Below are 15,266 nucleotides of genomic sequence, written 5' to 3' on the forward strand. Positions count from 1 at the left end.
ATTAAAGGAAATCATCCTTGGTTTCTGGTCTGACGGTAACGGTTTCTTCTGCTGCGACACACTTTTCCAGCATCGTCTGCCAGTCAAACTTAGATTCATAATATTCAGACTTATGAATGGTTGGATTGGTTACCGGATTCTTGGGATCAAAGATGGTGCAGCAGTCTTCATAAGGAAGAATGGATGTTTCATACGTGCCGATCCGGCGGGCAAGATCAATGATCTCAACCTTGTCAAAGCAGACAAGCGGCCGCAGCACCGGAATGCGGATCACGTCATTGATGACAGCCATGGAAGACAATGTCTGGGATGCAACCTGTCCTACACTTTCCCCTGTGCCAAGGGCAAGGCAGTTATTCTGCTTCGCCACCATCTCAGCCAGACGGAACATCATTCTTCTCATCAATGTGACAGCATACGGATCCCCTGCTGCTTTATAAATAGCAAGCTGGATATCCGTAAAATTAAGATAGTGAATCTTCATGCGGCCCTGATAAATGGAAACAAGTCTTGCCAGTTCAGCAACTTTGTCACGGGCTGCCTGACTTGTATATGGCGGTGAAGCAAAGTGCACTGCCTCTACTTCAATGCCTCTCTTCATCAGCTCATAAGCTGCCACCGGTGAATCAATGCCGCCGGACAGCAGCAGAAGTACCTTGCCATTGATGCCTGCCGGATAACCGCCGGCACCGGGAATCTTGTCACTGGTGATATACGTATCATTCTCATGGATTTCCACCCGGATCAGCAGTTGGGGATTATGAACATCCACCTGCAGATCCGTATTGTCAAGAATCACACCTGCAATGTGGCGGTTGACGGCATCAGAGACCATCGGAAATGTCTTGTCATGACGCTTTGTCAGCATCTTGAATGTCTTTTTGTCCGTTTCCTTTGCAATCTCCAGACAGCGGGCTGTAATGGCATCAATATCGCTGTCTACACGTTCTGTGAAAGAGAAAGAAGAAATGCCGAATACTTTCTTGAGACGCTCCGCAATCTCCTCAGGATCTTCATCCTGCAGTTTGATATAGATGCGGTCATAGGTGCGCTTATACTGCAGATCCTTGAAGTCTCTGAGCATGTAGCGGATATTGCGGTCCAACCGACGGATAAAATCTTTCCGATTCTTGCCTTTGGTACTGAGTTCGCCATAGCGAATCAAAACGGTATCATACTTTACCATACTGTTTCGTAATCTCCTTTAATGCAGAAAGAAATGCATCGATCTCTTCCGGTGTGTTATGCCGTGATAAAGATACCCGGATACAGCTGCTGGCTCTGCGGCGGGAATAACCCATGGCAAGCAGCACATAGCTTGGATTGTCACTGCGTGAATCGCATGTACTGCGGGCACTGACCATAAAGCCCTTTTGATTCAGTGCATTCTGCATCACTTCACTGGGAATGTCTTCATATGAGAAATTGATTGTAGAAACAACGCCATCCTCAGGGCTGTTGATCTCAATGCCAGGAATCTGTTTCAGACCAGCAATGAGCTGATCATGCATACCCTTGATATATGCATGATATCTGCGGCCATTTTCCAGTGCCAGACGCAGTGTCTTGGCAAAAACCATATCTGCCACTGCATTTGCGGTACCGCCGCGGATGCCAAATTCCTGTTCACCGCCATTGATCAGCGGTTCAAAGGGAACATAGCCCTTCTTGACCAGAATGCCGCTGCCTTTAAGACCTTCAAGCTTATGGGCACTGATGGATGCCAGATCGATATTGCTCAGATCAAGATCTACCTTTCCGACTGCCTGGGTCAGATCCACATGCATATAGGCATGGGTATGATGGCGGACATAATCCGCAATCTCAGGAATCGGATTGATGGCACCGGACTCGTTGTTGACATACATGATGGAAACAATCGCAGTATCCTCATCCACTGCCTTTTTGACATCATCTACACTGACACGGCCATCCGCACCAACAGGCAGATAGTCGACTCTGGTATGAAACAGGCGTTCCATCTGCCGGCATGCATTCAGAATCGAAGAATGCTCGACGCAGGAAGTGACAATATGGTTCTTTCCCTTCTGGGCAAGCGTAACACCCTTGATCGCGCTGCTGTTCGCCTCGGAAGAACCGGACGTGAAAATGATCTCATCACTTTTGACGCCCAAAAGCCCGGCAGCTGCTGCCCGGGCTTTTTCCATCTTATGATGAATGACAATTCCTTCATCATACAATGACTCGCTGTTACAGTAATCCTGTGCAAGCAGAGATTCGTATGTGCTAAGAACGTCTGGATTCACATTTGTTGTGCTCGCACTGTCAAAATATACTCTATGCACCTTTTGCATTCTCCTTGATCATGTGTTCATAGTTGCCCGGATGAATCTTTTCAATCGTGGCAATTGCCATGGTCAGAGCCTGCGTATATTCACCATTGCGGAAAGCAAGCTCCGCCCGGGTCAGTTCAGAATCAATGTCAGCATAGGTGGAGCGGTAGCGATTGCCAAAGACAATCGTATTTTCAACCATGACAACTGTGCCTACAACATTGTTGACATCATTGTAAAGCTTATAGATAAAGTCAAGTGCTTCCTGCAGGGCACTGTTCACTGTCTGGATATTCAGCGGCACCTGGGCCATCATCTGCTTCAGATGATCAATATAGCTTTCTGCCTTCTTCATATCACTGTCATACTGACGAGAGATATTAGGAAGTTTATACTTGCGGATCTTCACCTGAATCTGGTTCATGATGATCTGCAGTTTAACAAGCTGTTTGCGGGCACGCTCCTCATCACCGGATGCTGCTTCAATCTTGGTGCGCATCTTGCCAAGTGAATCACTGATTTCATGAATGCCATCATTCAATTCCTTCAATGCAACCAAAACAGTTGTACTTGGAATCATATGGTTCTTGACGCTCTCCATGATCCGCGGCCGCTCTGCCTGCAGGCGCTGGAATTCTTCTTTGCGCTTGATCAGATCATGATCCATGCCCTCCAGGCCAAAGCGGACATTGGTATGATCATAATGATCTGTCACATACTGGAATGTCTTCTCTACCTGGGCAAACTGTGTCTCGGTATCTTGCGCCAGTGTATTTAGTTCATCAAAAGCTTTGCCTTCTTTATTAACAGCATCATCTAATTGCTGAATTCGCTGCTTGTAATCATCCAGATGGGCACGTACGCCATCAACATGGCCGCTCTTGAGATTCTTGAGATCATCCTTCAGGGCAACCGTCAGTGTACTGAGATTATTCTCAATCTCAATATGTTTAAGGTATACGCCCCGGTTGCGCTCACGGGCATAATCCTTATGCAGATTCTCTGCCATGTTGGGAATCACACCGCGGGCATCTGTCAGAAGTGATGGCATCTGTTCTACATTGGTCTGAATCTCATCCAGGGAATTCTTGATATTCACAAGTTCCTGATTTGCTTTTTCAAAGTCAGAGGAGAACATCCATTCTTCGAATGTTGAGAACATCTGTTCTGTAGAACTGATCTTCTCTTCCAGGTACTGCCAGCAGTAGGAAAGCTCCGCACTGTGTTCCTGTGCTTCACTCTTGAGGGCGCGGAAACGGTTCTTGTAAGAAGTGACAAGCTGCCTCTGGGTTGTTTCCTTGGCAAGAATCAGATCCAGCATATCATTCAGGGTTGTGGCACCGGTCTTGGCAGCAGTCAGCTCTTCATCCAGCTGATCCAGAAGACCATCCGCTTTCTTCAGCTTGCCAACAGAAATGGCGTCATCCGCATCGGAAAGATGCTCCGCCGCAGCAGCGACATTTTCTTCATACTTGTCAAAGACTTCCTGTGCTTCCTTGACTTTTCTGGTTGTTTCTTCATCGATACGCCCAATTGTATTTGCCTTGTTCATCTTGAACTGCAGCGGAAAATTCTTGAGCTCATCATAACGGTCCTGATACCCCTTGAGGTCCTTCTGGTAGCTCTTGGTACGAACACGTGTAATGACCATCCAGATCAGTAATATCAAAACAACCACGGCTATGGCTGCAAGTACGCGTAAATCGCTTAAAATGTTCAGAACCTGATTCATTGTGCCTTCCTCCCATTTTGATCACTTCTCAAAGCTTATTTATTCTATCATAAATCCTCGCACTTTTTGTGTGTGACTGTGAATCGTTATGGTCAACATCGAAGAATATGATTGTTCAAGTTTACGGCATGATGCATATCAACACAACAAAAATCGCGATAAATACACGGGAAACTGCATGATTTCATTGACTTGTGAAAGGCTATAATGATATCATAGACCAGCGACTAATGATAGCAGCATGCAGAGTCATGGTCCAGGCGTTGCGAACATCCCGTTGGGATGCGCTCCCAGTAGCCGGCTGCAAACGGTGAACAGCCCTGTTGCAACACCCGCCAGAAGATGATCTGCACCTGTTGTTGTTTCTCAGCCATTATTATAGGAGGAAACAAAAACATGGCACGTTACACAGGTCCGGTATGGAAGAAGTCCAGACGTCTGAGCTTCTCCGTTCTCGAAACCGGCGAAGAACTCAAGAAGAGAACTTATGCACCTGGCCAGCATGGCCCGACAAAGCGTATCAAGCTGAGCAACTATGGTACTCAGCTGCGTGAGAAGCAGAGAGTCCGCAACATGTATGGTCTGAACGAGCGTCAGTTCGTTAACCTGTTCGAAAAGGCATCCCGTATGGATGGCATGGCTGGTGTCAACTTCCTTATTCTGCTGGAGAGCAGACTGGATAATGTTGTCTACCGCATGGGTTTTGCCAGAACAAGAAAGGCTGCCAGACAGCTTGTCAACCACGGCCACATTGCCGTCAATGGCAAGAAGGTAGATATCCCTTCTGCACAGGTATTCCCTGGTGATGTTGTCTCTGTTCGTGACAACGCCAAGAATATGAAGTGCATCAGCGAGTCCCTCGAATCCAACATTGCTAAGCCTGCATTTGTTGAAGTCGACAAGGACAACCTGAAGGGAACATTCGTCAGAGTTCCTGAGCGTTCTGAACTGAACCAGGAAGTCAACGAGTCCCTGATCGTTGAATACTACAACAGGTAATTTCACCGGATTCATGAAAGCCGCTTGCAGAGCGGCTTTTTTCATGCTTTACAGAAAGATCAGAAACTTACAAAGACAGAAAAAAGACAAGATGCTGTTTAAGCATGACTTGTCCTTTCAAACAACATGAATTGTAAATCAGCCTGCCATGGCTTATTGCACCGCTGACTCGCCAGATACCTGAGCCTGCGAATCTGTTGTCGGCTCAGGCAGTTGAGATGGCTGTGCCGGCGTTGGTTCCGGCACAATCGTTGGTACAGGTTCAGGTGTTTCCGGTGCAGCAGGTGTTTGGTTATCATTGCTGCCATGATCATCAGTATCATCCTGCGTATTCCTGCTCTGGCCGGAACCATCATCATCAGTATCGGATGCATCAGAATCATTATCGTAACGTCTGCCAGCGCCGGACCGTGAATGATTTGAATAACTGTTATTTGTATTGTACTGTGCAGTATCCGCCGTCTGCGAGCTGCTGTTGTCCTCTTCCGTTTCAGGTGAAGCAGTGCTTTCCGCGTGCTTTGCCAGCGTCACCGTAACAACTGCAGAGCGTTTGATCTTTGTGCCAGCAGATGGATCCATGCTGAAAAATACATCATCGTCAAGATCCTGACTGTCAGTATATGTGTATGTTACCTTGGAAAAATCGTTGCTCGCGAACCATGCTTCGTTTTCATCCTTATTCTTTCCTGACCTGAGAAATCAAGAAGCTGTACTTCCTGATCCGGATCCGGTTCCTGTGAAAGCGTAAAGGTCAGTGTGCCATTGGATGACAGCTTTCTTGCTGACTGGCTGATGACACAATCTGTCAGCACATCATCGCTGTATTCTTCTTCAAACTTGATCTGATCTGTCAGATTGTTTTTCTTTGCCCAGATTTCAACGATACGCTGTGCCTTCCCGCTGAAATCCGGCACTGTGACTGTCTGATGATCCGCATTCACTGCATAAACGGCATAGGCTGCTGTTCCAGCCCCAGCTGTAATCACAGCAGCCAGAACAATTTTCAGGCCTGGTTTTACTGTAAAAGACATCTTGTGATCCCCCCCTCACCCTGTTTTCAAACTGCCTGCAAAGGTATTCCCATTAAACCGAAACCGAGGCCAGTCTGATCGTCAAATACCTCTGTCCCGATGACATCATACGTCCTGACTCACAGGTGGTGGAAAGTTTGTTCATCCAAAAAAACTGCAGCCTGTATAATGGGCTGCAGTCTGATCATTTGTTTGTGATTTCAGCCAATAAAGCCAAATCCGAAGCGCGGCTTGATCCAGTCAAGCAGGATCTGTTCCTGTTCAGGAATTCTGCCGACCAGATTGTATTCATCGGAAAGTTCAAGATCTTTGAGGACAATCCAGATTTCACCACGGTAATGTTCCAGGTTATCGTTAACAATGACTACATCGCCTCTATGTGCCATCTTATCTGCTCTCTTTCTGAACGGGATGGACTGACCAGCAAATTCAATCCGCGGCCAGGAGGAGCGGATAATCAGATCGTTGCAGTCATCACGTGACTGATGCTTGTCCCACAGAGTGATCTTCTTTTCTGTTTCGGTTGCCCCTTTGTCCCAGTCAATGCGCATATTGATCTTGGTCAGATCGGTATCGGCCATAGCCTTGAGTTCCTCATCCGAAGCATAGCAGTTGCCAACCAGAATATCCTGGCAGAGATTGATGGCATTGAGGTGGCGGACCTGCAGATCAATCGGCAGATCACGATCCATTTCCAGGGTTGGCAGTCCGTCATAGACAGGCCATGGGCCAAAGGTATTCTTCTGCTGGGAAGAAACAAAACTGGCAATACGCAGACCGGTTTTATTATATGCAGATGTCAGCTCGATATATCTTGCCAGACCCATGCCGGTATGGCGCTGCGGGAAGAAGTTGGAGCACATGCACATGTTCTCCTTGTCGGCACCGCACTTGATCAGGTTGTCGATATCGACAGTACCGGATGCGTTATATTCAATCTTGATGCCATATGGATTGTGTGTGATGGCAATATCCTCCACTTCGCCAAAGTGTCCGTCAAGACGGATGATATCAAGTCCAATCTGATGGAACACAGACAGATCATACGGAGTTGCGCCAAGCCGCTTGAACACTTCTGGGTTTGTATCAGCAGAAATGATCATGCCTGCCTCATGTGCCACAGCACAAAGCTTTGAGAAATTGGCAACCACTTCATCTTTGTTTTCCTTGACGCTCAGAAAACATGTAAATACACGTTTAAAGCCAAGCTTACCTGCCTTGCGGATATAGGCATACGTCTCTTCATTGGTTGTATGTTCCGGATATACGGAAATACCAAGCTGTTTCATTACTGATTTTCCTCCTTCAGTACACTTTCACCATTGCTTTCAATAATTTCTTTATAGGCATCGAACGACTTCTTCTTATATCTGGCAAGCGTGCCGGTACCGTCATTGTTGCGGTCAACATAGATGAAGCCATAGCGCTTCTTCATTTCACCAGTACCTGCAGAGACAAGATCAATCGGTCCCCACCAGAGGTAGCCCATGCAGTCAACGCCATCTTCAATGGCTTCATTGACCTGCACCACATGTTCTTTCAGATAGTGAACCCGGAATGGATCATCAACGGTATGATCTGCATTCAGCTGCTCATCCAGGCCGATGCCATTTTCGACAATAAACAGCGGCTTATGGTAGCGGTCATACAGAACATTCATCGTATAGCGCAGTCCCAGTGGATCTACCGGCCATGCCCATGGCTTTGGCGAGCATTCCTTCAGATACGGATTGGTTCTGCCGGTAATACCGCCGGTATCCAGACCATTCTTTGCACCAATGTCATATGTAGAAGAACGGTAATAGCTGAAGGAGAAGAAATCTACCGGATAGTCATGGATGAGCTTTTCTCCTTCTGTGCTGAGGTTCTTTGGTGTCAGTCCTTTCTCACGCCAGATGCGTTTGACATAACCTGGAATGATGCCGAGGCAGAATGGATCGCCAAAGTAGAAGACGCCCATCTGCTGTGTCTGATAAGCACCAAAAACGTTTTCCGGTCTGCAGTCATATGGATATACTGCCGTACCAGAGCATGTCAGCATGCAGCCAACCTCGCAGTCAGGATCAATCTCATGAGCCAGTTTTACCGTATCGGCATTGGCAACCAGAATGTTGTAATAGGCATCCCACTTATCCTGTTCCGTAATAGAGCCGCATGGATCATTCTTGTCGGCAGGATGCAGATCAAGGATGCCGCCGGCAACCAGCGGATTGCGCAGCATTGCATTGACCTCATTGAAGGTCAGCCAGTATTTGACTTTGCCTTTGAAAGCTGTGAACAATGTCTCTGCATAGTTATGCCAGAAGCCGATCAGCTTTTCATTGGTCCATCCGCCGTATTCTGTTAACAGATACAGAGGTGTTTCATAATGGCTCATCGTGATGACTGGTTCCATGCCATAGCCTTTGATTGTATCAATCAGGTCATTATAGAAATCGATGCCGGCCTGGTTAGGCTTTTCTTCATCACCATTGGGGAAGATTCTGCTCCAGGCAATGGACGTACGGAAACACTTGAAACCCATATCTGCCATCAGTCTGAGGTCTTCATGATAGCGGTGATAGAAATCAATGCCTTCATGGGACAGGTAAACTTTGCCTGGATCCAGGCTCATTTCCCACTTGCCGGTTTCTTCATTCCATTTCAGGCCGGGATCACGGCTGGAGATACCAACCATGACATCCGTGATGTCAGGCTTCTTGCCATCTGTCAGCCAGGCACCTTCCAACTGATTGGCAGCAACTGCGCCTCCCCACAAAAAAGACTTTGGAAAACTCATACAGTACATATCCTCTCTTTCTACGAACTTTTCACCAGCACATAGCGCTGTGCTGTCCAGTGATCTTCACTGACAAACAATATGATCCTGTTATCTTCCATTGCCAGAGTCAGATGAACCGTGTTTCCACTTCCATCTTCTGCATCTGACGCATAAACATCTTCTTCTGATTCTTTTGACCATGAGCCGGAATATGTATCACTGTCCACTGTATATGACAGTGTATGGTCTGCATTGATCACCAGTGTCACCTGCGCATTTGTATCGGTAAACGTACCGGAAATGGCAGCTTTCCTTGGCATCCGTGATACGCAAAAGCCAATCACCAGCATCAATGCGCCGGCAATGACAATCGCAGCCCATACGGACATCTGTTTTTTCTTTGCGGCAGCCTGCTGGACAGACAGATCAGCACCGCAGTGCATACAATAGCGGCTGCCAGCGCTGACGGGCTGATGACAGTGCGGACATACTTTCATCTGTTTCATGATGGCTTCACCAACCTGTAGATCTTTTCATCACTGCCTTCACCACTGCTCAAATACACCTCATCGCCAGCCACAAACACGGTTCCATCTTCCACTTTGGTAAACAGCCCGCCAAAGAGATTCTTCAGACGGTATGTATGCGCCTGTTCTGTCCGATATACCTTGCCATTAGATGTATCCGGCCACTGCAGCCCATCACTTGTGACCTGATAGTCATGGGACAAAATAATTTCGGGCACTGTGCCGCTGGCATAGCTGCTGTAATCCTGATGGTCCTGCAGCTGATAAGTGCCTGCAGAAGTCAGGGTCAGTTCTGCCAGAATATTTCCTTTGCCATCATACAGAACCCAGGTGCCTTTGGGCATCGGCCCGCTGGTGCTGAAATAGAAAAACAATGCCGTAACAAGCAGTACTGCTACAATGGCAAGAATGCCAAATTGTCTGAATTTTTTCTGTACAACAGGCAGACGGTGCCCGCACCAGGTGCAGAATGTATCATGATCATCAACGGGTTTGCCGCAATATGGACAGAGCATCTCTTCTTTCCTCTGTCTGACATTCTAGCAGAAAAAAACAGGTCCTGCACCAAATGCATGAAACCTGTTACATTCATCCACAATATGAAATTTATTCAACACCAATGATGAAGCAGTAAACCGGCTGGCCGCCGTCTTCCACATCCACATCGACATCATAGTGGCCGCTGATATAATCAGCGACTTCCTTGCATTCCTGCTCGCTGGCATCTTCACCCTTGATCAGCGTGACGATCTCACTGTCCTCATCACACAGCAGGTCGACCAGCTGCTGGGCAGCCGCAACTTTGTCTTTGACAGTGACCTTGATCTCTTTGTCAAAGATGCCCATGTAATCACCGGCATGGATTGTCTGGCCATTCATGGTTGTATCCTTGATGGCATAGGTAACCTGACCAGTCTTGACATTGGCAATAGCCTCTTCCATGGCCTGCTTATTGGCATCCACCGTCTCATCAGGATTGAAGCTGATGCATGCACTCAGACCCTGCGGTACACTCTTTGTCTCCAGAACAATGATATCCTTGTCAGACGTCACATCCGCCGCCTGTCTGGCAGCCATGATGATATTGGAATTGTTCGGCAGAACAAAGATATGCTTTGCATGAATTCTGGCAATGGCGCTGCAGAAATCTTCCGTGCTTGGATTCATGGTCTGACCGCCGGATACAACCACATCCGTGCGGTATTCTTTAAACAGCTTGGCAAGACCTTCTCCGGCAGCTACGGCAATGATGCCGTATTCCTTTTCAGGCGTGCTGTCGTCCTCCTTTTCATCCAGAATAGAAGGAGACTGCGGCTGCTTGAAGTTTTCAATCTGAATGCGGGTGAACTCACCATAGCGCTCACCAAGAGACAATACGGCACCAGGTGTCATCGTATTGATATGCACCTTGACAAGATTATCATCCACGATCAGCGTAATATGGTTGCCCATCTGTTCCATCTGACGACGGAAGTCTTCCCGGCGGAAGAATGCTTTGTTCTGATCACTCAGCTGCAGAATAAACTCCGTTGCATATCCTGAAGCTTTTTCATTCTTTTCTTCTTCCAGAATCTCTGCCTCAGACAATTCCCTGATCGGTGCACCTTCAAGATCAGCACGGAAGCCTTCAAAGATGACAACCAGACCGGATCCGCCGGAGTCTACGACATGTGCTTCTTTCAATACCGGCAGCAGTTCCGGTGTATGGTCCAGAGATACCTTGGCTTCCTTGCACAAAATATCGATGTATTCTTCCAATGAACACTCGCTGTGACTGTCCACATAAGCCTTTGCCTTATCGGTACTCTCTCTGACAACCGTCAGGATTGTGCCTTCCACCGGTCTCATGACGGCTTTATATGCCATGGCAGAACCATTGCACATCGCATCGGCAAATTCAGCAACACTGACTTCGTTTTTATCTTTGACTGACTTGTAGAAGCCGCGGAAAATCTGAGACAGAATAACACCGGAGTTTCCACGTGCTCCCATCAGCAGGCCTCTGCTCAGTGACTTTGCCACAACCGGAAGTAAATCACTGCCGGATTTATTCACTTCGGCCATGCCATTGGTAAATGTCAGCGACATGTTTGTGCCGGTATCGCCATCCGGTACCGGGAACACATTGCGTGCATCCACCTCTTTCTTCTGATTGCTCAGATTGCTGCAGCCGCTGGCCAGCATCTCTTTGAAAATCTTACCGTTTACAGTATTCATCGTTTGTCCCTCATCAGCCTACTACGCGCACACCCTGCACAAACACATTGACTGCCGCAATATTGACAGACAGTGTCTTTTCCAGGCCATATTTGACCTTCTTCTGTGCTTCTCTGACAGCTTCTGAGATCTTGACACCGAAGCTCACAATAATATACAAATCAATTTCCAGGCCGCTCTCAGTCTTGCGCACAACAACACCTTTAGCATAGTTTTCATTTTTCAGAAGTTCTGCCCAGCCATCGCGCAGCAGCTGTCTGCTGGCCATGCCCACCACGCCATAGCATTCTGTAATCATGCCGCCGGCCAGTGAAGCAACTGCCTCTTCCGAGACAGAGATATTGCCATAATTCGTCTGTTTTTCTACAGTCATAAAGGGTTTTTCTCCTTCAATCATGGGATATTTTAACAATATCCCAACTATTTTACAATGCTCACCAAATGTCCTGCCTGCAAAGACAGATTGGACCAATTGCTTAATTGCTATCGGACGAAACATATGTGCCGGTACTGTATTCGCCGTCGGCATAGTGAGCCAGGAAATCGCCATCCACAACTTCATCACCGTTTTCATCAATTGGAATCGGGATCTTGTTGCCATTGGCATCCAGGGCATCATTGCCGTTTTCATCCGTATAATAATGCTTGATCGCTTTGTCTCCGGAGCTGTTTGTGATCACATTGCCATTGCTGTCAGTCCAGTAATCATCACTTGTCTGATTCCATGGGCATACCTGTGTATTGACAATGCTTCCCCAGTCGGTGCCAACCACACATAAAGAGCGGTCTGACATGTTGGCATAGACATCAAAGTAATAATTCACTTTGTAAAAGCTGTCATAAGATGCATAGAAATAGCCGCCGGTGCGCATCAGCACACGGACTGTGCTGGCATCGTATGACAGACTGTATTTATCGATTTCTGCCATCTGGCTGATGATTTCCGGCTTGACATCAGCCATTGCCTGGGCCAGTTTCTGCGTATCCTCATCAGCGTCAAAGCCGATAATCAGCGGTACATTGGCAATCAGATCAAGATACTGGCTGAGCAGCGGTGCTGTGCTGCCGTCTTCCAGAACAACCTGTGCGGAATCAGTATAGCGATAGCCAAGTACTTTCTTCTCTGTCACTGCTACTTTGACAACATTGCCAGACAGCAGAGAAACCTTGCAGTCACTGACAATCGGGTTCTGGCGTACCTTATAGGAAATCAGCGAAGGAATGCTTGTATAGAACAGCTTCTTTGTGCTCAGGCCGCCAAGCTCTTCAATATAACTGGATGGCAGTACAGAATTGCCGGTTACCTGAACTGCTGCAATCTTTGAGGCAGGCAGTAAGGCATAGATGCCAAGAATCACAGCAAATGCACAGACGATCGCTGCCCGCAGCAGCCGTGGCTGATCCTTGCGGAAACGCTGCGTATCCTGTTTGATGCGCTGGTGGTTCAGGATTTTCTGCACATGTTCATAGCCAAGCGATTCAAGATCTTTATCGCCAAGATTCTCACTCATTCCCAGTTAAATTTCTCCACTTCTGTCTGCAGATCAACACCATACTTTTCTTTTACTTTCTGCTGAATTTCCGTAACGAGCTGCAGATAATCCTCGGCAGAGGCATTGCCATTGTTGATGATAAAGTTGCAGTGTTTCTCAGATACCTGGGCCCCGCCGCAGGCATGGCCGCGGTAGCCGATGCCATCGATCAATGCCCATGCATTGCCGTTTTCCGGATTGCGGAATACGGATCCGCAGCTTGGCTTGTTCAGTGGCTGCGACTGCACTCTGCGGGTGCGTCGGTTGTCCATCAGGGCTGCAATTTCATCTTTGTCACGCGGTGTCAGGGCAAATCTGGCAGCCAGAATAATCCAGTCAGGATGTTTCTGGAAGATGGAAGAACGATAGCTGAACGCACACTGGGCAGCACTAAGCCATTCAAAGTGTCCATCGCGCATGACCAGTACTTCCTGCAGGACATCACAAATCGAAGAACGATAGGCACCCGCATTCATAAAGACCGCACCGCCGACAGTGCCGGGAATGCCAGAGGCAAACTCCAGTCCGGACAGACCGCGTTTCATTGCTTCTACAGAGCAGGCAATGATGGAGCAGCCTGCCTGTGCCGTCAGAACATTTCCATCGTAATAGGTATCATCAAAGAAGCGGTCAAGCTTGATTACAGCGCCGTCATAGTCACGGTCGCTGCACAGCAGATCACTTCCTTTACCAATCATTTTATAGCGCACGCCATTGCGGGCCAGCACCCGCATGACACCATCCAGAGAGACAATATTATGCGGATAGACAACAAAGCGTGCATGACCGCCGATGCGCAGTGTCGTCAGCTCACGCAGTGACCTGCCGCACTCCACTTCGGCCAGTTCCTTCAATGTTTCTTTCAGTGTATCCATCAATGTACCAACTCCTTCATCCAGGCAATCATCTGATCTGCCGCATCTACATGACCCTCCATTTTTGCATTGGCGGCCATCGTATCAAGACGGGCAGCATCTTTCATCAGACCATTGACCATATCCGCAAGTTTCTCTGCGGAAAGGTCCTTCTCTTCCAGCATCACTGCCGCATCCTGTTTCACCAGTTCCATGGCATTGAATACCTGATGGTTATTTGGCACATTCGGACTTGGGATCAGAATGGCAGGCGTCCCAATGGCACTGAGTTCTGCCATGGTGGTAGCTCCTGCCCTGACCACAGCCAGACGGCATGCTTTCAGCATCTTCTTGCCATCAATATAAGGCACGATGTGGATATGATCATCAGACTTTGTCTGGTAAACATAATCGTTGGCTTTGCCAGCTGCAATCAGCACCTGATAATCTGAATCAAACTTAGCGCAGGCTTCATCAATCACCTTTGATACAGATTCAGAGCCAAGGGATCCCATCATGAAGACAACAAAAGGAAGATCCGGGTTCAGGCCAACCTGTACAAGATCTTCTTTTGTACAGACCGTTTTGGCAGCAAGCTGGGCCTCCGGGTTGCCAGTCAGCCGCATCTTGTCAGCACAGGAAGGCACCTGTTCCTTGTTAGCCTGGTAGCAGATCGCAATGGCATCTGCCTTTTTTGCCAGGAAACGGTTGGCTTTGCCCATGAAGGAATTCTGTTCATGCAGCATCACCGGAATACGGCAGGCATTGGCTGCCTGAACAATCGGTACGCTGATATAGTTGCCAAACGCCGCAACAATATCCGGCTTTTCTTTTTTGATGACAGAACGGGCCAGGCTCTTTGCCTTCAGCAGTGAGACCGCAGATTTTACCTTGGCTTTGATGCCGCTGCTCATACCGGACATGCTGGCGCCGTAGAACCGGTATCCTTTTTCGGGAATCAGTCTGCTTTCCATGCGGTTGCTGGATCCCCAGAACACAATCTGACATGCCGGATCCTGCTCTTTTAAGATTTCAGCCAGAGCAAGGGCTGGATATATATGACCGCCGGTACCTCCGGCAGCAATCAACACTTTCATCGAAAATCCTCCGATACCAGTTGATTTTATCACAGGCATATCCATGACAAAAGGGCAATTGGCTCCTCACTTCTTTCCACGATGTACATAAAAAGGGGGCTGTAACAGTTGAATAAGCTGTTACAGCTCATTTTTTTGCGCTTGCACATATTTTCGCTGTATATCTATCAGTGCAAACCAAAAGCCGATTTATTCATGTGAAAAATATGCATAATATCCATG

Annotated in this window: 15 protein-coding genes; 1 reads left to right on the plus strand and 14 read right to left on the minus strand. The window is 47.8% G+C overall.

The window, feature by feature from the left end; all coding sequences use genetic code 11:
• Position 1 precedes the first annotated feature (1 nt).
• Genes thiI through MOZ60_RS08440 form a run of 3 tightly spaced genes read right to left on the minus strand, consistent with a single transcriptional unit; the run spans position 2 to position 4,026 of the window.
• Complete coding sequence (gene thiI / locus MOZ60_RS08430; RefSeq protein WP_277655511.1) at positions 2-1,186, minus strand: tRNA uracil 4-sulfurtransferase ThiI; 1,185 nt, start codon at positions 1,184-1,186, stop codon at positions 2-4.
• Positions 1,173-2,315 (minus strand): cysteine desulfurase family protein, encoded by a 1,143-nt coding sequence (locus MOZ60_RS08435; RefSeq protein ID WP_370596335.1) that lies wholly within the window; start codon positions 2,313-2,315, stop codon positions 1,173-1,175. Before MOZ60_RS08435 ends, thiI begins: the two co-directional genes overlap by 14 nt.
• Positions 2,299-4,026 (minus strand): septation ring formation regulator EzrA, encoded by a 1,728-nt coding sequence (locus tag MOZ60_RS08440; RefSeq protein ID WP_370596336.1) that lies wholly within the window; start codon positions 4,024-4,026, stop codon positions 2,299-2,301. The genes MOZ60_RS08435 and MOZ60_RS08440 overlap by 17 nt, the downstream gene beginning before the upstream one ends.
• Before the next feature lie 396 nt (positions 4,027-4,422).
• Here MOZ60_RS08440 and rpsD point away from each other — a divergent pair, with 396 nt between their 5' ends.
• Complete coding sequence (gene rpsD / locus MOZ60_RS08445) at positions 4,423-5,025, plus strand: 30S ribosomal protein S4 (protein ID WP_370596337.1); 603 nt, start codon at positions 4,423-4,425, stop codon at positions 5,023-5,025.
• Between the two features lie 153 nt (positions 5,026-5,178).
• Here rpsD and MOZ60_RS08450 read toward each other — a convergent pair whose 3' ends face one another.
• The 11 genes from MOZ60_RS08450 to MOZ60_RS08500 all read right to left on the minus strand — a co-directional run bounded on the left by MOZ60_RS08450 (position 5,179) and on the right by MOZ60_RS08500 (position 15,044).
• Positions 5,179-5,604, minus strand: a complete 426-nt coding sequence (locus MOZ60_RS08450; protein WP_370596338.1) for a hypothetical protein — start codon at positions 5,602-5,604, stop codon at positions 5,179-5,181.
• 50 nt (positions 5,605-5,654) lie between these two features.
• The gene (locus tag MOZ60_RS08455) at positions 5,655-6,056 is read right to left on the minus strand and encodes a PASTA domain-containing protein (protein ID WP_370596339.1); all 402 of its coding nucleotides are present in this window, start codon (positions 6,054-6,056) and stop codon (positions 5,655-5,657) included.
• A gap of 200 nt (positions 6,057-6,256) precedes the next feature.
• Positions 6,257-7,345: a DUF871 domain-containing protein gene (locus MOZ60_RS08460; RefSeq protein ID WP_370596340.1), complete on the minus strand. Its 1,089-nt coding sequence runs from the start codon at positions 7,343-7,345 to the stop codon at positions 6,257-6,259.
• Positions 7,345-8,835, minus strand: coding sequence for a glycoside hydrolase family 1 protein (locus MOZ60_RS08465; RefSeq protein ID WP_370596341.1), 1,491 nt, complete (start codon positions 8,833-8,835; stop codon positions 7,345-7,347). The genes MOZ60_RS08460 and MOZ60_RS08465 overlap by 1 nt, the downstream gene beginning before the upstream one ends.
• A gap of 20 nt (positions 8,836-8,855) precedes the next feature.
• On the minus strand, positions 8,856-9,323 hold the full coding sequence (locus tag MOZ60_RS08470) for a zinc-ribbon domain-containing protein (protein ID WP_277634903.1): 468 nt from the start codon (positions 9,321-9,323) through the stop codon (positions 8,856-8,858).
• The gene (locus tag MOZ60_RS08475) at positions 9,320-9,859 is read right to left on the minus strand and encodes a zinc ribbon domain-containing protein (protein WP_370596342.1); all 540 of its coding nucleotides are present in this window, start codon (positions 9,857-9,859) and stop codon (positions 9,320-9,322) included. Before MOZ60_RS08475 ends, MOZ60_RS08470 begins: the two co-directional genes overlap by 4 nt.
• Before the next feature lie 91 nt (positions 9,860-9,950).
• Positions 9,951-11,561: a fatty acid kinase ATP-binding subunit FakA gene (gene fakA, locus MOZ60_RS08480; RefSeq protein WP_370596343.1), complete on the minus strand. Its 1,611-nt coding sequence runs from the start codon at positions 11,559-11,561 to the stop codon at positions 9,951-9,953.
• A 13-nt stretch (positions 11,562-11,574) separates the two neighbouring features.
• A complete protein-coding gene (locus MOZ60_RS08485) occupies positions 11,575-11,934 on the minus strand; it encodes an Asp23/Gls24 family envelope stress response protein (protein WP_277010211.1) in 360 nt (119 codons plus the stop codon).
• A gap of 103 nt (positions 11,935-12,037) precedes the next feature.
• Positions 12,038-13,072, minus strand: coding sequence for a cell division protein FtsQ/DivIB (locus tag MOZ60_RS08490; protein WP_370596344.1), 1,035 nt, complete (start codon positions 13,070-13,072; stop codon positions 12,038-12,040).
• Positions 13,069-13,968, minus strand: a complete 900-nt coding sequence (gene murB, locus MOZ60_RS08495) for a UDP-N-acetylmuramate dehydrogenase (protein ID WP_370596345.1) — start codon at positions 13,966-13,968, stop codon at positions 13,069-13,071. Before murB ends, MOZ60_RS08490 begins: the two co-directional genes overlap by 4 nt.
• Positions 13,968-15,044: a UDP-N-acetylglucosamine--N-acetylmuramyl-(pentapeptide) pyrophosphoryl-undecaprenol N-acetylglucosamine transferase gene (locus MOZ60_RS08500; RefSeq protein WP_370596346.1), complete on the minus strand. Its 1,077-nt coding sequence runs from the start codon at positions 15,042-15,044 to the stop codon at positions 13,968-13,970. The genes murB and MOZ60_RS08500 overlap by 1 nt, the downstream gene beginning before the upstream one ends.
• Between the last annotated feature and the right edge of the window lie 222 nt (positions 15,045-15,266).

The organism is Grylomicrobium aquisgranense, from assembly GCF_033971865.1.
Lineage (GTDB): Bacteria > Bacillota_I > Bacilli_A > Erysipelotrichales > Erysipelotrichaceae > Bulleidia > Bulleidia massiliensis.